Annotated in this window: 15 protein-coding genes and 1 tRNA gene; 9 read left to right on the top strand and 7 right to left on the bottom strand. The window is 36.9% G+C overall.

The features are described 5' to 3' along the window. The 3 genes from ACIQ2S_RS03740 to ACIQ2S_RS03730 all read left to right on the top strand — a co-directional run. A partial coding sequence (locus ACIQ2S_RS03740) for a gliding motility-associated C-terminal domain-containing protein (RefSeq protein WP_396172839.1) occupies positions 1-1,824 on the top strand: 1,824 nt, incomplete at its 5' end. 48 nt (positions 1,825-1,872) lie between these two features. After that, on the top strand, positions 1,873-2,787 hold the full coding sequence (locus ACIQ2S_RS03735) for a type IX secretion system membrane protein PorP/SprF (RefSeq protein WP_396172837.1): 915 nt from the start codon (positions 1,873-1,875) through the stop codon (positions 2,785-2,787). 12 nt (positions 2,788-2,799) lie between these two features. After that, positions 2,800-4,743, top strand: coding sequence for an OmpA family protein (locus ACIQ2S_RS03730; RefSeq protein WP_396172833.1), 1,944 nt, complete (start codon positions 2,800-2,802; stop codon positions 4,741-4,743). A gap of 74 nt (positions 4,744-4,817) precedes the next feature. On the opposite strand, the gene ACIQ2S_RS03725 is transcribed toward ACIQ2S_RS03730, so the two are convergent. From ACIQ2S_RS03725 to ACIQ2S_RS03695, 7 genes are all read right to left on the bottom strand, one after another. After that, on the bottom strand, positions 4,818-6,482 hold the full coding sequence (locus ACIQ2S_RS03725; RefSeq protein ID WP_396172830.1) for a sodium/sugar symporter: 1,665 nt from the start codon (positions 6,480-6,482) through the stop codon (positions 4,818-4,820). 10 nt (positions 6,483-6,492) lie between these two features. After that, positions 6,493-7,542 (bottom strand): UDP-glucose--hexose-1-phosphate uridylyltransferase, encoded by a 1,050-nt coding sequence (locus tag ACIQ2S_RS03720; RefSeq protein WP_396172828.1) that lies wholly within the window; start codon positions 7,540-7,542, stop codon positions 6,493-6,495. Positions 7,543-7,694: 152 nt separating this feature from the next. Then, positions 7,695-8,873, bottom strand: a complete 1,179-nt coding sequence (gene galK / locus ACIQ2S_RS03715; protein ID WP_396172826.1) for a galactokinase — start codon at positions 8,871-8,873, stop codon at positions 7,695-7,697. Next, positions 8,870-11,200 carry a glycoside hydrolase family 2 TIM barrel-domain containing protein gene (locus ACIQ2S_RS03710; RefSeq protein ID WP_396172824.1) on the bottom strand — a complete coding sequence of 777 codons (2,331 nt, stop codon included), beginning with the start codon at positions 11,198-11,200 and terminating at the stop codon, positions 8,870-8,872. Before ACIQ2S_RS03710 ends, galK begins: the two co-directional genes overlap by 4 nt. A 22-nt stretch (positions 11,201-11,222) precedes the next feature. Further along, the gene (locus tag ACIQ2S_RS03705) at positions 11,223-12,230 is read right to left on the bottom strand and encodes an arabinogalactan endo-beta-1,4-galactanase (protein ID WP_396172822.1); all 1,008 of its coding nucleotides are present in this window, start codon (positions 12,228-12,230) and stop codon (positions 11,223-11,225) included. 2 nt (positions 12,231-12,232) lie between these two features. Beyond that, positions 12,233-13,324: an arabinogalactan endo-beta-1,4-galactanase gene (locus ACIQ2S_RS03700; RefSeq protein ID WP_396172820.1), complete on the bottom strand. Its 1,092-nt coding sequence runs from the start codon at positions 13,322-13,324 to the stop codon at positions 12,233-12,235. Between the two features lie 10 nt (positions 13,325-13,334). Then, positions 13,335-14,387 (bottom strand): aldose epimerase family protein, encoded by a 1,053-nt coding sequence (locus ACIQ2S_RS03695; RefSeq protein WP_396172818.1) that lies wholly within the window; start codon positions 14,385-14,387, stop codon positions 13,335-13,337. A gap of 99 nt (positions 14,388-14,486) precedes the next feature. Here ACIQ2S_RS03695 and ACIQ2S_RS03690 point away from each other — a divergent pair, with 99 nt between their 5' ends. From ACIQ2S_RS03690 to ACIQ2S_RS03665, 6 genes are all read left to right on the top strand, one after another. Further along, positions 14,487-15,485 carry a GntR family transcriptional regulator gene (locus ACIQ2S_RS03690; RefSeq protein ID WP_396172816.1) on the top strand — a complete coding sequence of 333 codons (999 nt, stop codon included), beginning with the start codon at positions 14,487-14,489 and terminating at the stop codon, positions 15,483-15,485. Positions 15,486-15,613: 128 nt separating this feature from the next. Then, complete coding sequence (locus tag ACIQ2S_RS03685; protein WP_396172813.1) at positions 15,614-16,396, top strand: MlaE family ABC transporter permease; 783 nt, start codon at positions 15,614-15,616, stop codon at positions 16,394-16,396. Position 16,397: 1 nt separating this feature from the next. Continuing rightward, positions 16,398-17,075, top strand: a complete 678-nt coding sequence (locus tag ACIQ2S_RS03680; protein WP_396172811.1) for an ABC transporter ATP-binding protein — start codon at positions 16,398-16,400, stop codon at positions 17,073-17,075. 8 nt (positions 17,076-17,083) lie between these two features. Then, entirely contained in the window at positions 17,084-18,064 is a 981-nt protein-coding gene (locus tag ACIQ2S_RS03675; protein ID WP_396172809.1) for an MlaD family protein, read from the top strand. 91 nt (positions 18,065-18,155) lie between these two features. Next, positions 18,156-18,228, top strand: a tRNA-Met gene (locus ACIQ2S_RS03670). Positions 18,229-18,776: 548 nt separating this feature from the next. Then, complete coding sequence (locus tag ACIQ2S_RS03665; protein ID WP_396172807.1) at positions 18,777-19,394, top strand: hypothetical protein; 618 nt, start codon at positions 18,777-18,779, stop codon at positions 19,392-19,394. Positions 19,395-19,497 lie beyond the last annotated feature (103 nt).

Genomic DNA, 19,497 nt, shown 5'->3' with positions numbered 1-19,497 from the left:
AACGTTACTTTGGTAGGTTCGGATGTAGTAGTTGCACCAAACACAGCGGCGGGAACTTACACATTGGTTTATCAAATATGTGAGAACTTAAATCCAACGAATTGCGATACAGCAACAGTAACCGTTACCGTAGAAGCGGCAGTGATTGACGCGGTAGAAGATTTAAGTGCACCTGTCAATGGATTTACAGGAGGAGTAGCCATACCAAATGTTTTAGCAAATGATACTTTAAATGGAGTGGTTGTGGATCCTTTAGCAGTAACTATAACATTAGCTACTACTTTACCAACGGGAATTTTATTCTCTACTACATCGGGTGAAGTTAGTGTTGCCGCAGGAACTCCTGCAGGAACCTATACATTTGATTATACAATTTGTGAAAACTTAAATCCAACGAATTGCGATACAACAACGGTGACAATTATTGTTGAAGCACCGTTAATAGATGCGGTTGATGACGCCAATGCTACTCCAATAAACGGTTTAGTTGGTGGGGTTGCAATCTCTAACGTATTAGCTAACGATACCTTAAATGGCATAGCAGTAAATCCGTCGGATGTTGTAATTACGGTTGCTGGAGTTGTACCTGCAGGAATAGTGTTTAACACAAACACTGGTGAAGTGTCTGTTATAGCAGGAACTCCGCCAGGTACCTATACTTTTGAATACACCATCTGTGAGATTCTGAATCCAGCTAATTGTGACACAGCAACAGTAACTATATTTGTTCCAGACCCTTCCGTACAATTGCTTAAAGAAGGAACTTGGGTAGACAACAATGGTGACGGTATAGTGAGTCTCGGGGATACAATTGAGTATCTATTTTCAGTTGTGAATACAGGAGATATTGAATTGAATACTATTTTAGTAACCGACGTTTCGCTCTCCGTTCCTTTAGTGGTTTCTGCTGTAGTGCCTGATGTTTTACCTCCCGGACAGACAGGTACAGCTTCAGCAACATATACCATCACTCAAGATGATATCAATGCAGGAGTTGTTTATAATGTAGCCTTTGTGGATGCTTTTGATACCACTGGTCAAGAGGTGAGTGATGAATCGGAAGATCCAACACCTGTTTTGCCGGGTAGTCCTTTGTATAATCCAGCTTGTCCGGAATGCACAACAGTTGAATTAGAACAAAAATTAGGAATTGCTTTGATTAAAACGGGTGTATTTAATAATGAAAATGGAGATGATTATGCTCAAGTTGGAGAAACAATAACCTATAACTTTACAGTTACAAACACGGGCAATGTAACATTATTTAATATTACAGTGTCCGATCTACTGCCAGGGTTAGTAATGACAGGAGGTCCTATTACATTATTACCAGGGGAATCGAATAGTACAGTATTTGTGGCAACCTATACAATTACTGCAGAAGATATTGTAAGAGGTTTTGTAACAAATCAAGCGACCGTTAGAGGTGCCACTCTTTTAGACGAGGTTGCCGATGACCTATCTGATTCAGATAGCAATTTAGGAAATAATCCAACATTGATAATTATTTTTGGATGTCAAGTGGAGGTGTTTAATGCAATCTCAGCTAATAATGATGGAAGAAACGAGATTTTGTATATTAGAGGCCTTGATTGTTTTACCGATAACAATGTAACCGTATATAACCGTTGGGGTGTTGTGGTTTATGAAGTGGATGGTTATAATAATGAAGATAAATCATTTAGAGGGTATTCAGAAGGTCGTGTTACAGTTAATAAAAATGAAAAATTACCCGATGGAACTTATTATTATGTTTTAAGATATAAGGACTTATCCGGTAATGCAATAGAAAAAGTAGGATATTTATATATTAGCAACAATTAGGACCACAAATTGGAATCGGTAGAACAGTTCCAAATTAATACAAAGCATATGAAAACAAGATTTTTTATTTTTATTCTACTTTTAACAGGTTTTGTTACTTTTGCTCAGCAAGATGCTCAGTATACACAATACATGTATAATACCATAAATGTAAATCCCGCCTATGCAGGGTCAAGAGGAATGCTAACTGTTTTTGGTTTGCACAGAACACAATGGGTAGGGATCGAAGGAGCACCTGTTACCAATAGCTTTTCGTTAAATTCGCCCATTAATAAAAGTAATCTTGGAGTGGGACTTTCTTTTGTTAATGATAAAATTGGTCCAACAGTTGAAAATGAAATATCAATTGATGTGTCCTATTCTGTCAAAACATCTGAAACCTATAAATTATCTTTCGGTATCAAAGGAACGGCCAATTTGTTTAATTTAGATGTTTCAAAGTTAAATCCTGATGATGTGGGAGATCCGCAATTTCAAAATTTAGATAATTATTTTTCTCCAAACATTGGAGCGGGTGTCTATTTTCATTCCGATCAAACGTATGTTGGATTTTCAATACCCGGCTTTTTTAACAGTAAAAAATATGCCGATAGTCCCGAAGTTGCTGTAAATGTTGAACGAATGAACTTATATTTTATAGCAGGACACGTTTTTGATTTAAGTTATAATGTGAAGTTTAAACCGGCATTATTAACCAAAGCAACACAGGGAGCTCCGTTGCAAGTAGATCTGTCAGGCAATTTTTTATTCAGCGAAAAGTTTGTTTTAGGAGCGGCATGGAGATGGGATGCAGCTGTTAGTGCAATGGCAGGTTTCCAAATATCAGATGGTCTTTTTATCGGTTATGCCTATGATTATGAAACAACTCAGTTGCGGCAATATAACTCAGGTTCCCACGAATTATTCTTACGATTTGAATTATTTACCAAACAAAATAGAATTGTTTCACCCCGATTTTTCTAAAAACCTGCAATCATGAAATTAAAATTTATATATTTTATCCTGCTTAATTTTATTTCCTTCACTGTTCATGCTCAAAAAGGAGCCGAAAACAGAGCCGATAAAAATTACGAAAAAATGGCCTATATCGATGCAATCAAAACCTATGAACGCATTGCGAAAAAAGGATACAAGAACCCTGAGATGTTGCAAAATATTGCAAATTCTTACTATTTTAATGCCGATTTAGTGAATGCTGAAAAATGGTATAGTGAACTATTTGCCATGACAGAAGAAGTACAGCCGGAAACGTATTTTCGTTACGCTCAATCGCTCAAAAGCGTTGGCAATTATACCAAAGCAGACGAAATGATGGCTACATTCAATCAGAAAAGTCAAAACGACTCCCGAGGTAAACTCGCCATGACAAAGAAAGATTATATGGAAGCAATCAAGAAAAATTCAGGTCGCTATCAGATAGAAGACGCAGGCATAAATTCGGAATACTCTGATTATGGTGCGGCTTTTTACGGAGAAAAAGTTGTGTTTACATCTACTCGTGATACGGGTAGTTTTACAAAACGTAAGCATACCTGGACCGATCAATATTTTTCGAAATTTTATTCTTCCAAATTAAATGAAGATGGTTCGCTAACAGATGCATCCAAATTCGGAACAAAAATTACCTCGAAATTTAATGAATCTACTCCTGTTTTTACTAAAGACGGGAAAACTGTTTATTTTACTAGAAATAATTTTAACGATGGTAAAAAGGGAAAAGATGAAAATAAAATCACTTTATTAAAAATTTATAAAGCTACTTTTGAAGCAGATCAATGGGATAATATTGTAGAACTTCCCTTTAATAGTGATTCCTATCAAGTAGCTCATCCAACATTAAGTGCTGATGAAAAGACGTTGTATTTTGCTTCTGATATGCCCGGCACCATAGGTCTTTCAGATATTTTTAAAGTAAGTATTAATGAGGATGGAACTTTTGGAAATCCCGTAAATTTGGGCCCGTCCATCAATACAGAAGGCAGAGAAACGTTTCCGTTTATAACAGCAGATAATGAGTTGTATTTTGCTTCCGATGGTCATCCGGGCTTGGGAGGTTTAGATATTTTTATCTCGCGATTGGAATCGGATGGAGATTACAAACAAGTGTTAAATGTGGGCGAACCTGCAAATAGTCCAACCGATGACTTTGCTTTGATCATCAATAAAGCTACAAAAAGTGGGTTTTTATCTTCCAACCGTCCCGGCGGAAAAGGAAATGATGATATCTACAAGTTTATAGAAGCCAAAGAAATTGAATTTAAATTTGAACAGCTATTAGTGGGCATTGTTACAGATGTCGAAACGGGAACAATTTTACCAAACACCAAGTTAACGTTATTAGATAGTCAGTTTAATGTATTGAAAAATGTTGTTTCAGGTGTAAATGGCACGTATGATTTTGGAATTTTAGAGAGCAATACAAAATATTATGTTCGAACCGAAAAGGCCGATTACACTACCAAAGAAAGCGTGATAATACTGCCTAATGAAAACGGATCCACACAATTTCCAATTCAGTTAGAAAAATCGGTTATTGCGATTCCAGTTGGTGGAGATTTAGCTAATGTTTTCAAAATAAACCTCATTTATTTTGATTTGGATAAATCGAATATCCGTCCGGATGCCGCGATTGATTTAGCCAAGATTTTAGATGTGCTAAACGAAAACCCAACGATGAAAATTGATATTCGTTCGCATACAGATAGTCGTGCTTCGTTTAAATACAATGAAAAACTTTCTGATAGTAGAGCAAAATCTACCATGGATTGGTTGGTTAAAAAAGGTGTTGACCAATCAAGATTAACCGCTAAAGGTTATGGAGAAACCCAGTTAGTAAACAAATGTTCCGACGGTGTGAAATGTTCAGAAGAGGAACACCAACAAAACAGAAGGAGTGAATTTATCATCACGGAATTATAACATACGTTTATGAAAAACAAAAAAAATACGCTGTGAAATCAGCGTATTTTTTTTAAATAATTTGTAGGTTGCTTTTAGTTCCAAAAGAAGGAATACAAGAACACTAAAACAATCATAATCGTAAAAGCACTGATATTGAATGTCGCACTTGTTTTGAAGGTTTCTTTTCGCAGTTCAAATCCTTTCGCATCATCTGCACCTTTGTTTTGATACCAACTTAATAGTGCAATAATAGCCATTGTAATTAAAGTGGTATAACCCATTTGGTCTAAGAAAGGTACACTCGGGAAAATATTTTCTAAAGCAGTTCCTTCCACCCAACCTTTGGGTCCAATTTTGAAGAACATCGCAATCGGAATGGATACTAAAGCCCCCCAAATTGCTGCCTTATTCGTAGTTTTTTTCCAGAATAAACCTAGAATGAAAATTGCTAAGATCCCCGGACTTACCACTCCGGTATATTCCTGAATGAATTGAAATGCTTGATTGATTCCGCCTAAAAGCGGAGCGACAATTGCACCAATAATCAAAGCTACAGCAGAAGTTATGCGTCCAACTCGAACCGTTGTTTTGTCATCTGAATTTTTATTGATGTATTGTTTGTAAATATCCATCGTAAAAATGGTAGAAGTAGAATTCAGCATCGAAGCCAAAGACGAAACAATCGCTGCCGTTAACGCAACAAATGCCAATCCTTTTAAACCTGTGGGTAAAAACTGAATCAGCCATGGATACGCCTTATCTGCGGCAGCATCACTTGGAATGTTGATTAAACCGTCTGCACCTAATCGTGCTAACATTTCAGGATCATTCACAATTACAAATGCGGCAATACCCGGAATTACAACAATAAATGGAATTAACAATTTTAAGAAAGCAGCGAGCAAAATTCCTTTTTGAGCTTCTTTCAATGATTTTGCTGCCAAAGCACGTTGAATGATGTATTGATTGAATCCCCAGTAATATAAATTAGCCACCCACATTCCGCCTATCAAAACACCGATGCCAGGCAAGTTCAAATATTCCGGATTGGATTCGTCTAGTATCATGGAGAATTTTGTTGGTGCTTTGTCGTAGATGATTCCTAATCCTTCCATCATTCCTTGACCATCTGAAACGGTGTTTAAAGCCAAATAGGTCGTTGCCAAGCCTCCAAAAACTAAAAATACTACTTGTATAGCATCCGTCCAAGCAATGGAAGCAAGGCCGCCATATATGGAGTAAGCTGCTGCAAAAAGTGACAAACCAACAATGGCCCACATCATATCAACACCCATGATGGTGTTCATGGCTAAAGCTCCTAAATATAATACGGAAGTGATATTGACAAAAACATACAAGGCTACCCAAAATACTGCAAGTATGGTTTTTAAATTGGTTGAAAATCGCTTTTCAACAAATTCAGGAATGGTGTAAATTCCTTTTTCTATAAAAATGGGAAGAAAGTACTTTCCCACAATGATTAAAGTGATGGCTGCCATCCATTCATAGGAAGAGATTGCTAAACCCACTGCAAAACCGGACCCTGACATACCGATGAATTGTTCCGCAGAAATATTGGCAGCAATTAAAGAAGTTCCAATGGCCCACCAGGGTAGTGATTTACTGGCTAAAAAATAATCTTCGGCATTTTTCTGATGTCCTTTTTTGGTGCGTGACATGTATAAACCAACACCCAATATCAAGAGGGCATAGGCAATAAAAATGACATAATCCAGCGTTTCAAAACCTGTGTTCATATAAATTTGTTTAGTTAGTTAGTTTATAATGCAAGTTAGGTAAGTCTCTTAAGATAGCAGCACTTTTTTCAGGAGAAATGTCACGTTGGACTTCACCCATCATTTCGTAGCCAACCATAAATTTCTTTACAGTGGCACTTCGCAACAAGGGCGGATAAAAATGCATATGAAAATGCCATTCCGGATGAGCCACCCGATCAGTAGGAGCCTGATGGATTCCGGAAGAGTAGGGGAATGATGTTTCAAAAAGGTTGTCATATTTTACGGTAATTCCTTTGAGAATTTCAGCAAATGCGGTTGATTCTTCTTTGGTCATTGCGATGATGGTGCCAAAATGTCTTTTACTGATAATCATGGTTTCATAAGGCCAAGTTGCCCAAAAGGGAACAAGCACGGCAAAATGATCGTTTTCCAGTACCAAACGTTCTTTGTTAATCAATTCGGCATCCAAATAATCTTGTAACAAACTTCTTTTGTTTGCTTCATAATATTTTTCAAGGTTCTTTTGTGTTTTTTCCACTTGCGTAGGTAAAGACGACTGTGCCCAAATTTGTCCGTGCGGATGTGGATTACTGCAACCCATCACCGCTCCTTTATTTTCAAAAATCTGCACATGATTGATAAAGTCTTTACTTCCTAATTCAATGTACTGCTCTTTCCAAGTTTGAATAACTTTTTCAATGGCTGAAACTTCCATTTCCGGTATTGTCAAATCATGTCGGGGCGAAAAGCAAACCACTTTGTTTATTCCACGTTCGGGTTTTAACTGAAATAACGGATGAGTAGTTGCCTCGCTTGCCACTTCCTCTTCCAATAATGCAGCAAAATCATTTTCAAAAACGAATGAATCCGTATAATTTGGATTTTTTGTTCCGTTGGATCGTGCATTTCCCGGACACAAATAGCAGGTCGGGTCGTATGGTGGAAGTTGTTCAGTGTTGACCTTTTCTTTTTGTCCCTGCCAAGGGCGTTTGGAACGATGTGGAGATACTAATACCCATTCGTCAATCAATGGATTGTAACGGCGGTGTGGATGTTCGTTGGTGTTGAATGTTTGCATGTTTATTATTTTTCTCGCAATCCCGCTAACCATCGGGAGCAAAGTCGCAAATTTAAGATTATGTTCTAAGTATTGTTCTTAAACCTGTCAGGTCTAAACGCAATAGATTTTTTATTTATGATTTTTTTGTTGGCAAATACAAAGTTTTACTCTCAATTCAGTTTATTTTTAAATTCAGCTGTCCCTTTTGAAATTTTAATTCTATACGCGGATAGTTCAATACCAAAAGCACTTCGATACGCTTCGGTAACTTTAGAAATCAACTCTTTTTCAGTTCCTTTTTCAACGAGGTTAATGGAGCAACCACCAAAGCCGCCTCCCATCATTCGGGCTCCAATGACATTCGGTTCTTTACGAACAGTGGCTACTAAAAAGTCTAATTCCGGGCAGCTAACTTCATAATCTTCCGAAAGACCGTCGTGCGTGGCATTCATTAACTGACCTAATTTTTGATAATCCGAAGCTTCCAGTGCTTGAACTGCATCTAGCACTCGTTGAATTTCGCTAACTACAAAGTGACAGCGTTTATAAAGGATAGGTCCTAGCGTGTCTTTTATCGAAAGTAACTGTTCTTCGGTACAATCTCTAAAGCTGTTTACTTTCGGAAAAGTACTTTTAATAAATACCATCCCTTCTTCCACCTCTTTTCGACGAACGTTGTAACCAGAGGTAAGATGCGTATGTTTTACATGACTATCTAATAAAAGTAAGGAATAATTTTTAAAGTCGGCATTGTGATAATCATATTCTAAAGTTGTACAATCCAAACGAATGACTTTCTTTTTTTTGCCAAAAACGGTTGCAAACTGGTCCATGATACCACACTTTACACCAACGAACGTATGCTCAGAATGTTGGCCGATTTTTGCGATGTCTTCTTTGCTCAAATCGAGATCAAATAGCTTATTCATGGCATAGCCAAAACCACATTCCAATGCTGCAGAAGAAGATAAACCGGCACCCATGGGTATGGTGCTGCTGAAAACAATATTGAAACCTTTTTTAGGAAATCCTTTCGATTTTAATTGATCCAAAACACCTAAAATATAGTTCACCCACATTTTGTCAACGGGAACTAAAGTATCGTTGATGTGAAATTTATAGGTATCATTTAAATCTTTTGCAATAAGCATACAAGCTCCGGTTTCGTTTGTAGAAACGGCAAAGCAAATGTATTTATTGATTGCAGCAGGAAGTACAAATCCATCATTATAATCCACGTGTTCGCCAATAATATTGATACGACCCGGGGATAAAAACAGAGCTTCGGGTTGATGTTGGAACTGTTTTTCGAAGTGTTCCGTGGTGTCTTTTATTAATTTCTTTTTCATGGTTTGAGTTCAAGTGTAGCTGCTGTCAATCCTTTGGCTTGGGCTTTGATTTTTATTGATTTTTTAAAAGTGTTTGTTCGCAACACAATTGTTGCAATACCTGCTTCTGCCGGAAATGGATTTTGACCGATTAATTCTGCATCAGTCCCTTCGATACTAAAGGTAATTTCATTCGTAGCATTAGCCACTAAGTTCCCATTGGCATCAGTAACTTTAGCGTAAACAAAAACTACATCAGGAAATTCCGGATTTATTTGCACGGTTGAAGCATCATAACTCAATTCAATTTTTGTGGCTTGTGTGGCCGATTGTACTTGATGTTCTGTTACTTTTTTGTTATTTATAAGTCCTTCGGCTCTTAGTGTTCCACTTTGAAAAGTAGGGATTTTAAACACAAAAGGAGGATGAGGCAATTGGTTTGAAAATTCGCTGTGGGTGGGTTTTTGTTTGGCAATTAAAACGTTATTTAAGTAGAGAGCTACTTCTTCGCAATTGCTAAAAACTGTTACATCCAAAGGAGATTTTTCATTCCAATAGGAAGCAATATGAACCATTGGACCGGATACTAATTTTTCATTTAAAGTCATGATTGGCGAACGCTGACTTTGGTAAAAATAGTGTGCGAATTTCGGTATCCTAAAAATATCACTAATACCGGAACTTTCGATGTCATCGGCATACCCGCGATTGTAATCAAACATTAACCAATTGGCTTGACCAATGGTATGTTTTCCTTTTACATTTGAATTGAACGCTTCTTGGTAGTTAAATGCTTGTTGTAACAAACGTTTTTCGCCAAAGGCACGCAATTGTCTACTGGTTCGTTCTTCTTCTTTCAAATTAGAAAAAGACGTTTGGTTGAATCCGGCATTTTGAGCATAATATTCCCAATCGCCATATTCGGCAATGAAAATCTTGCGGTTTCCTTTTTCATAATTGTTCCAATAATCCGGAGCTTTTCCGTGTTGACGTGCCGGAATGTAGATGTCATAATTCAGATTGTCAATCCATCCGGCGGTGTAAATATTGGCGTATGGTAATTCGGCTCTCAATAATTCATTCGCCTTTTTCATGTACGGTTCTTTTATGTCGCTTTCATTCAAAGAAACTTCCCAAAAAATAACACTAGGATGATTGCGGTCTCTTCGGGCTAAGTCTCGAATTTCCTGATACGAGTTTTCTAAGAAAACATCATCACCGGTAAATTGCCAACCTGAAATGCAATTCATTACCAAAAGACCTAATTCATCGCAAGCTTTCATAAATGATTCCGAATGTGGATAATGTGACAAACGCACAAAATCAAATCCGGCATTTTTTATTTTTACGGCATCGCGGTAATTGGCTTCATCGGAAAGTGCATAACCAATATAAGGATATTCTTGATGGCGATTGGTGCCGTTGATAAATACTTTTTCATCATTTAAATAAAAGCCATCTGCTTTTAATTCTGCTTTTCGGATTCCTGTTGTAAGGGTTTGACTATCCAATGTTTGCCCTTCTGAAATTATTTTCACTTCCAATTCATACAAATTTGGATTTTCAATTCCCCATAATTTCGGGTTGGAAAGTGTAATGTTTTTCGAGATAGAAGTAGTTGCTTTTGGTTCGATTATTTGTTCATCTGAAGTAAATTCTATTTTCTCCAAACCGTTTTTAAATAGAATGTTTGCTTTTACTTTCTTAGCATTTACATCCTCGTTTTTTATGTGAACTTTAACTACTCCGCTGGCTTTATCTTTAGAAACGGTCTCAAAATTTACTAGTATTCCGCCACTGTTTACTTGATTGGCATGAACGGCATCCGTAATATATGTTTTGTTGGTTTGAATCAAGTAGACATTGCGATAAATGCCGCCATAATAATTGAAATCCAATGTTTTTAAAGTTTTTCCCGGGGGAATTTGAGGATTGTCTTCGTTGTTGACTTTGACAATGATAGTATTTCCTTCCGATTTTAACAAAGTAGAAGCATCTATAGTAAAAGGCAAATAGCCTCCTTGGTGATGCGTTACAAATTCTCCATTAATCCAAACCCAAGCTTCATGCATCACGCCCTCAAAATAGAGAAAAACTTTTCCTTCCGTTTGGGGAGCGGCAAACGTTTTTTGGTACCAACAATCGCCTTGCCGTTGATTATTTACAACCAATGGTTCAATTTGTGCGGTATGAGGCAATGTTATTTTTTCCCAATTTAATGCTGTAGAATCTTTTGAAAATGTCCACTCAGAACCAAAATTGATTTTGGAACGATCGCTTGGAGTTAATTCTTTCCCACAGGATAGAAAAAAAATAGAAGCAAATAGAAGTATACTATAATGTCTCATTTATTTTTTTGAGGTAAGTGAATTAATCTTTGAAAGCATCTAATGCAGGCGATGGTTTTCCGTCAGGCAACCAGGCACTCAAACTATATCTACTCCAGCTTTTTTCGCCTTGCGGCTCCCAGTATAATACGCCCAAACCTTTGTTGTTTGGGACTTTTTTTACAGCTTTGATAGTAGCTTCCAGCAATTCTTTAGTGTTTTGAACTTTGTCATATTCGCCGCCTACTTCCACAACCATTACTTCTTTATTGTACCGGGTAACCATATCGTTCAAATTATATTCTAAATTGGCGATGGTTTCTGTATAGTCTTTTTTTACCCAAAACGGATAATAGGAGAGTCCGATGACATCGTATTTTACATTTTGAGCTGTTGCATTGTCGAAGAATGTTCTGAATTTAGAATTGTTATCTCCTTCGTCTAAATGAATGATGACTTTGATGGATTTATCTACCGCTTTCACTGCATCATAGCCTTTATTTAGTAAAATGCCCAGTTGTTTCCAATTGTCAGTACTTCCTTCAGGCCATAACATGCCGCCCGGAATTTCATTGCCTACTTGTACCCATTCTGTGGTCACTTTAGCATTTTTTAATGCTGTCATCACATCAAAAGTGTGTTTGTAAACTTCTTTAGCCAATTGGTCAAAAGGCAGGTCTTTCCAAGCTGCGGGTTTGAATTGTTTTCCCGGATCGGCCCATGAATCGCTGTAGTGAAAGTTAATCATGATTCTGAAACCCATTTTTTGTGCACGTTGAGCAAAGGCAACCGTTTCTTCTTTGCTGCAATGACCGCTGGCTTTGTCGTCTGATGGATTGACAAACACTCGTAAACGCACGGTGTTCATTCCACGGTCTTTTAATAATTGCAAACAATCTTTTTTGGAGCCATCGGTATCATAAAACTGATAGCCGGTCGCTACCATTTGTGGGAGCCAACTCACATCGGCACCTTTCGAAAACTCAAATTTATTTTGCGAATAGGCCAGTTGGGATAGTAAAACCAAAAGCAGTGCTTGGAATTTTTTCATATCTAGTCTTGATTAAATACCTCAATTGCAGGTAATAGTTTATGGTCAAAATCCCATAATGCTTGGTTTTCCCATGGAGAGCCATTGGTAGATTCTGAGCCTCTGAAAGCAAGCCATTCGGTTCCCCAGTAAGCAAATCCGAAACCTCCGTTTGTTTCTTTTAATAGGTTTTTAATGGCGAGCATAAAATTCTTTTGACCCTCAGGTGTAGCCGGATAAGCAGGAATTAGTTGATTTTCCAAGCCAAGAATGTTATTGGTCCAATCATTCCATTGCAGAGTAAAAGGATACGCAGTTTCGGCAATTAGTACTTTCTTATTATGCGTTTGACCTAATAAATTGATGGTGGTTTTTAATTCTGTCAAACTTTTGCCATGCCAAACAGGGTAATAGGAAAGTCCTATATAATCGTAATCGATGGTACTCATTTTATTGTAAAACCATGTAGCTCCCGATCCTATCCCAGCATAATGCAACATGATTTTTGTTGCAGGCGATTGGGTTCTGATTTTCGTGCTTATGGCAGCAATGAGCTGTAAGCTTTGACTTTCGTTGTTGATTAAGTGACCGTTTGGCCATAAAAGTCCGCTATTGATTTCGTTGCCAATTTGAAAAATATCCGGTTGGATTTCTGTCAAGATCGATGAAGTATATATAACCGCTTCCGTTTTTAAATCGGCAAAAGATAAACTTTGCCAAGCCACCGGAGTAGTTTGTGCTCCCGGATCGGCCCAAGTGTCTGAATAATGCACTGTTAACCATACTTTCATTCCTGCTTGTTTCACGCGTTGTGCGAATGTTTTTACTTCATTAAATCCGGACTGATTGACTGTCGGGTTTTTCCAAAGACGGATGCGAATGGTATTGCAACCCGCATTTTTTAAAGTAGTTAATGTATTTTCTGGTTGATTTGAAGCATTGTAATAAATAGTATTTTCACTTTCAATTAATGGCAAAAACGACATGTCCGCCGCTCTAATGAATGTGTCTTCAATGATTGGTTCTTCAGGCGGAGCGGTTGTTTCGTCGTCTGAACAACTGATAGTAAAAAAAATAAGCGAAAGACTAAAAAATGTTTTAAAAAATGTTTTCATAGTAACTTTATTAGATTTTTTCAAAAGCATAAATTGTTTGGTGGTGGTAAATTTCTCCCTGCCTTAAAATACACGAGGGAAAGTTTGGGTGATTAGGTGCGTCAGGAAAGTTTTGAGTTTCAAAACATATACCACTTTGGGTGTGATAGGAAGCATTTTCTTTGCCGTTAATTTTGCCAAAACAATTTCCTCCCACATAAATATGTACTGCGTGCTGATTAGTATAAACAATCATTTTTAACTGTGTTTTTTCACTGTAAAGTGAAGCAGCGATTTTGGTTTTTTTGTCCAATACGAATGAGTTGTCAATAGAAGTAGGACATTTTTTTTGCTCTGTGAAGTCAAACGTACAGTTGGAGACATTTAAAAACAATCCGGTGGGAATATTTTTGCTGTCAGTTTCTAACGTTTTAACGGCATTTACAAAGAGTAATTGATTGCTCGTGTCTTTTTGGTGTCCTTCTAAATTAAAATAACTATGTTGTGTTAAATTCAAAATAGTATCTTCTGTAGAACGAGCATGGTACTCCACAATCACTTGATTGGTCTCCGTTAACTTATAGGTTACCTCTATCATTAAAATTCCGGGATAGTTTTCTTCGTTATTTTGGCTTGTATAGGTGAACGTTAAGGATGGATAATCATCATTAGTACTGTTTTTTACATTCCAAAACTGCTGACTAAATCCGTTGTTTCCACCGTGTAGGTGATGCTCGCCGTGATTTCGTGCCAATTGAATAGTCTTTCCATTAAGGGTGAACTTGCCTTCATTAATTCTTCCCGCAAATCGGCCAATTACTGTTCCCATATAGGGAGGACTCGGTAAATCAAAGGAATCCATGTACGCCTGCAGGTTGTCAAAACCTAAAACAACGTCCACATTTTCGTGGTCTGAAACGGGTATTTTTATAGAAGTTATCGTTGCTCCGTAGTTAATTATCGACAACTCCATTCCGTTCTTATTACTTAATGTGTAGCAAGAGACTTCTTTTCCATCAGGTAAAATACCAAAGAATTTGCTATTTATAGCCTGCTCTAATTGTGAATAATGATTTTTTTCCACCGTGTTTTTATTGATATGCTAACAAAAATAGCTAAATTTGATAGTTAATCATACCGGTACCTACCGGTTTTTTGTATCTTGCCCACCAGTTATTTAATTATGAAAATAATTACTATTGAAAGTCAGTCGGGTATCCCTAAATACAAACAGATTATTGCCGCTGTTGAAATTGCCATTGCCGAAAACAGGTTGCAAAAGGGCGATCGTTTACCATCTGTCAATAAAATTTGTTTGGAATTTTCTATTTCCAGAGATACGGTTTTATTAGCCTATGAAGAGCTCAAAAAACGCGGAATTGTATTTGCAATTTTAGGCAAAGGCTACTATATCAAAAGTGTTGAATTTAGTTTTGAACAACGCTACTTTGTTTTGTTCGACGAGTTGAATGCTTTTAAAGAAGATTTATTTACTTCTTTTCTTGAAACAATTGACAATAGGGCACAAATTGACAGTTTTTTTCATCATTTTAATTTGGAAATGTTTCGAAAGCTAATCAATGAAAGTAACGGCAACTATTCCAAGTATATCATTATGCCAACCAATTTGAATGGTGCGGCCGCCGTTATAAAAACGCTTCCCAAAAACGATGTGTATATTTTAGATCAAACCAATGAAGAGCTAAGTGAGTATCCGTCTGTCCATCAAAATTTTGTCAAAGATATCTTCTCTGCCTTATCAGAGGCAAAACCACTTCTAGAGAAATACAATAAATTACTATTAATCTTTCCCGGCTATAAAGAGCCTTTGGGAATGGTTGAAGGCTTTCAAAAGTTTGCATCGGCTTATGGTTTTGACACTACTGTTATTCCAAATTTTGAGAATAAAAGTATTGAGAAAGGTGATGTTTACATTATACCCAATGATCGTCAATTGGTTGAAGTAATTGAACAAGCCAAAAAGCAACAGCTCCACATGGGTAGTGATTATGGAATTATCTCTTACAACGACACACCTTTAAAGAAAATCGTTGCAAACGGAATTACCACTATCTCAACCGATTTTACTGCAATGGGTTCAATTTTGGCAGAAATGATTTTGACCAACAAAAAGAATCAAATTGAAAATAAAAGTCAGCTAATTGTTCGCTCCTCTCTATGATCATAATTTTTTGCAAATGCAGTTGTTTCAGAAGACCTAGAGGATTTATGTTATTTATATGACACTTTTCCAATGAAAAAAGCGTAACTTTACTGTTATGTATGATCTTTTAAACTACTCGGTTTAAAATGGAAGTAATTAACAAAATACGGCAAAAAACAAGTTCCTTTTTGGAAGAAATAGGAGAGTTGTCTTATTTTGCCGGACGTTTTTTCAGAGAAGTTTTCAGTCGTCCTTTCGAGTTTAACGAATTTTTGCGTCAGTGTTACAACATGGGTAATCAATCACTGCTTTTGGTGGGAGTTACCGGCTTTATTATTGGGTTGGTTTTCACCTTGCAATCTCGACCTACTTTGGAAGAGTTTGGTGCAGTTTCCTGGATGCCCTCCATGGTAAGTATTTCAATTATTCGTGAAATCGGACCTATTATTACCGCCTTAATTTGTGCAGGAAGAATTGGTTCAGGAATCGGAGCCGAGTTGGGTTCGATGCGTGTAACTGAGCAAATCGATGCCATGGAAGTTTCTGGCACCAATCCTTTTAAATATTTGGTGGTTACCCGAATTTTGGCAACTACCCTCATGTTGCCGGTGTTGGTCATTTTTGGAGATGCCATTGCTATCTACGGTTCCTATTTAGTTGAAAACGTCAAAGGAAATGTGTCTTTTTTATTGTATTTTAATCAGATGTTTAAACATTTGGAATTTGGTGATTTAATTCCGGCAACCATAAAATCCTTCTTCTTCGGTTTTGCCATCGGATTGGTAGGATGTTTTAAAGGTTATACCTGTAAAAAAGGCACCGCAGGTGTTGGGTTGGCAGCCAATTCAGCTGTTGTTTTTACGTCTATGTTGCTTTTTATCATTGATTTTATCGCCGTTTTTATCACCGATATTTTTTATGAACTCTGATATGGAAACCAAAAAAAAAGCTGTAATTCAAGTGAAAGACCTCCATAAAAGTTTTGGGAGCAATCAAGTATTGAACGGTTTTTCGATGGAGTTATTCGAAGGTGAAAACCTGGTGGTGATGGGAAAATCTGGTTCCGGAAAATCGGTGCTAATCAAATGTATCATTGGGTTGGAAGTGCCCGATAGCGGAGCTATTATGATTATGGAGCACGACATCAGCACATTGAAGCAAAAACAAATGGACGAATTGCGAACCGAGATTGGTTTCTTGTTTCAAGGAAGTGCGTTGTACGATTCGATGTCTGTTCGAGAAAATTTAGAATTTCCCTTGCGAAGACATACGCAAAAATTCGGAGAGATTAATGACACCACTCCTATGGTAACAGAGGCTTTGGAAAGTGTTGGGCTAGCCCATGCGATCGATTTAATGCCCAACGAATTATCAGGCGGCATGAAACGAAGAATAGCTTTAGCACGAACATTAATTTTGAAGCCAAAAATGAAATCGATACAAATGAAATACAAAACCTCGTCTATTATTATCACGCATGATATTGATTGTGCACGAGTCATTTGCAATCGAATGATTTTGCTCGTAGATGGAATTAATTATGCCGAAGGAACATTTGAAGAATTAACCAATTTGAAAGAAGAAAAGGTGCAAGCATTTTTTAAATAACTAAGAATATGGAAAAATCAGCCAATCAAAAAGTAAAACTAGGCGTATTTGTAATCTTGGGATTACTACTCTTTATTGCTGCAGTTTATTTTATTGGAAACAAAAAAAATATGTTCGGACAAACATCGGAGCTCACTGCGGTTTTTAACAACGTCAACGGATTGCAAGTTGGCAATAGCGTTCGCTATTCCGGAATAAATGTGGGAACTGTTCGTACTATTGAAATGGAAAATGACACAGTTATTCGTGTGACCATGATTTTGCAAACAAAAATTCTGCAGCATATTAAAAAGGATGCTGTGGCGATAATCAGTTCCGATGGTTTGGTCGGGAACATGATTATCAATATTAATCCTGGAAGAAATTCTAAAGAATCGGTGCATTCCGGTGATACTATCACAACCTATAGTCGTGTAAAAACCGACGACATGATGGAAACCCTAAGTGTAACCAATGAAAACGCCGCTTTGTTAACGGCTGATTTATTGAAAATCTCTCGTCAAATTATTCAGGGAAAAGGAACTATGGGCGTTTTACTAAACGATACTTTGATTGCAAAAGATTTAAAGCAAACCTTGAATTATATTAAAATCACCACCCAAGGAACTTCGGAATCGGTTCAAAAATTAGATCAACTTTTTGCTTCGTTGCAAAATGAAAACAATGTCATTGGCGTTTTAAACGATACACTGGTTGCAGGTCAATTGAAACGTACCGTAGCCAATTTAGATCAATCGAGTGCCCAACTTCAAATGGTTTTAACCAATTTAAATGAGACAGTCACTAACATCAAAGAAGGCGATGGAGCGTTGAACTATTTGTCGAACGACGCTAAATTAGTCAAACAAATCGATTCTACGATGACAAACCTCAATGAGGCAAGTGAAAGATTAAATGAAAATTTGGAAGCGTTGAAACACAATTATTTCTTCAAAGGTTATTTTAAAAAACAGGAAAAAGCGAAGGCAAAAGAGCAGAAAAATCAGTGACATTTAATTAGCTTGATTTGAGAGTATTACACATTTTTTCAAAAAACACTTGACTTGCTTAGTATTTGTTGTATATTTACACTCGAAACATCGCGGGATAGAGCAGTAGGTAGCTCGTCGGGCTCATAACCCGAAGGTCACAGGTTCGAGTCCTGTTCCCGCTACAAAAATCAAGCTTCATAGAAATATGAGGCTTTTTTTATGAAAAGTTTGGAGGGCTCATATCCGCCGCGGCGGACACAGGTTCGAGTCCTGTTCCCGCTACAAAAATCAAGCTTCATAGAAATATGAGGCTTTTTTTATGAAAAGTTTGGAGGGCTCATATCCGCCGCGGCGGACACAGGTTCGAGTCCTGTTCCCGCTACAAAGAAAATCCAACTTCGGTTGGATTTTTTTGTTAGAACAGGACGAGAAGTTTATCCCGATCACTATCGGGAAGGACTGTTTCCGCTACAAAAAAAGAGAATCGAGAAATTGATTCGCTTTTGTTTTAATAGGATTCTCAAAAACTATCACCAAAAATTTACCGGTGTACAAAAGCTAATTCAACTTTTTTCAATCTCTTCTATTTGTTACTTTCGTAGGTTTCTACTTTAATTAATTTTGTATATTTATTGAAATTTAAAAATACGAGACAAACCTTCGCCAATCTACCCAAAATTGGGTGGATAGTCGCTAGTTTGTAGCGGGTATAAACGAGTTACCACACATTTTGAAAAAAAATCACTTCATAATATTTTTATTTTTAATCGAAACATTTGCTTTCGGACAAACTAATTATGAACATAATTTAACCGAATTAGATAGTATTTTACATAAAGAGATTTATCGAGTTGACGTTGCTGAATTTCAAAAATTAGAATTAATTAAACTCAATAATGGTAAGTTTGAAGGTAGCCTAATACATTCTGTTTGGAAAACCAACAGAAAGGAAGAGCAAATAAGCGAAATTTCCCAAAAAATAAAAATACCTGAAAAAATGGCGGAAAAGTTGATGACGGAATTGAAAAATAGCGGATATGAAAAACTGAAGGATTGTAGTGAAATTAAGGACTGTATTGTAGGTCTAGATGGAACAACAATTATTTTTAATTTTCTTCAAAATGGTATAAATAAAAGGGCTTCTTATTGGGAATTAAAATCGGACTATTATTATAAAATAAATTCAGTTGAAGTACCCAATGAAGTTCTCGATGCAAGAAAAATGCTTGAAATCATCAACAACGAAATTGATTTAGAAAAACAGTTTGAGAATTTCACTAGTAGATTACCTATTGGAAAATATATTTTCAATGGAATAATTATGGAAAAAAGAAAAAACGTGTGGTAACAGCCGTTTTGCAAAAGCGGGGGTTTCGTGCTTCTATGACAGTGAAGTGCTAAATTCAAGCTTTGTGCATCTAATGGAGTTTAGTGCTAAAAATCCCCGCCTT

It is taken from the genome of Flavobacterium sp. (assembly GCF_044371705.1).
GTDB lineage: Bacteria > Bacteroidota > Bacteroidia > Flavobacteriales > Flavobacteriaceae > Flavobacterium.
The sequence above is the reverse complement of the archived record's forward strand: the minus strand, read 5'-3'. Positions and strand labels throughout refer to the sequence as shown.

Bases quoted from the DNA above. Each gene is read 5' to 3' on its own strand.
- galK (WP_396172826.1), bottom strand. From the start codon at position 8,873: ATGAAAAAGAAATTAATAAAAGACACCACGGAACACTTCGAAAAACAG.
- ACIQ2S_RS03680 (WP_396172811.1), top strand. From the start codon at position 16,398: ATGGAAACCAAAAAAAAAGCTGTAATTCAAGTGAAAGACCTCCATAAA.
- ACIQ2S_RS03685 (WP_396172813.1), top strand. From the start codon at position 15,614: ATGGAAGTAATTAACAAAATACGGCAAAAAACAAGTTCCTTTTTGGAA.
- ACIQ2S_RS03720 (WP_396172828.1), bottom strand. From the start codon at position 7,542: ATGCAAACATTCAACACCAACGAACATCCACACCGCCGTTACAATCCA.
- ACIQ2S_RS03710 (WP_396172824.1), bottom strand. From the start codon at position 11,200: ATGAGACATTATAGTATACTTCTATTTGCTTCTATTTTTTTTCTATCC.
- ACIQ2S_RS03705 (WP_396172822.1), bottom strand. From the start codon at position 12,230: ATGAAAAAATTCCAAGCACTGCTTTTGGTTTTACTATCCCAACTGGCC.
- ACIQ2S_RS03690 (WP_396172816.1), top strand. From the start codon at position 14,487: ATGAAAATAATTACTATTGAAAGTCAGTCGGGTATCCCTAAATACAAA.
- ACIQ2S_RS03700 (WP_396172820.1), bottom strand. From the start codon at position 13,324: ATGAAAACATTTTTTAAAACATTTTTTAGTCTTTCGCTTATTTTTTTT.
- ACIQ2S_RS03675 (WP_396172809.1), top strand. From the start codon at position 17,084: ATGGAAAAATCAGCCAATCAAAAAGTAAAACTAGGCGTATTTGTAATC.
- ACIQ2S_RS03725 (WP_396172830.1), bottom strand. From the start codon at position 6,482: ATGAACACAGGTTTTGAAACGCTGGATTATGTCATTTTTATTGCCTAT.
- ACIQ2S_RS03730 (WP_396172833.1), top strand. From the start codon at position 2,800: ATGAAATTAAAATTTATATATTTTATCCTGCTTAATTTTATTTCCTTC.
- ACIQ2S_RS03735 (WP_396172837.1), top strand. From the start codon at position 1,873: ATGAAAACAAGATTTTTTATTTTTATTCTACTTTTAACAGGTTTTGTT.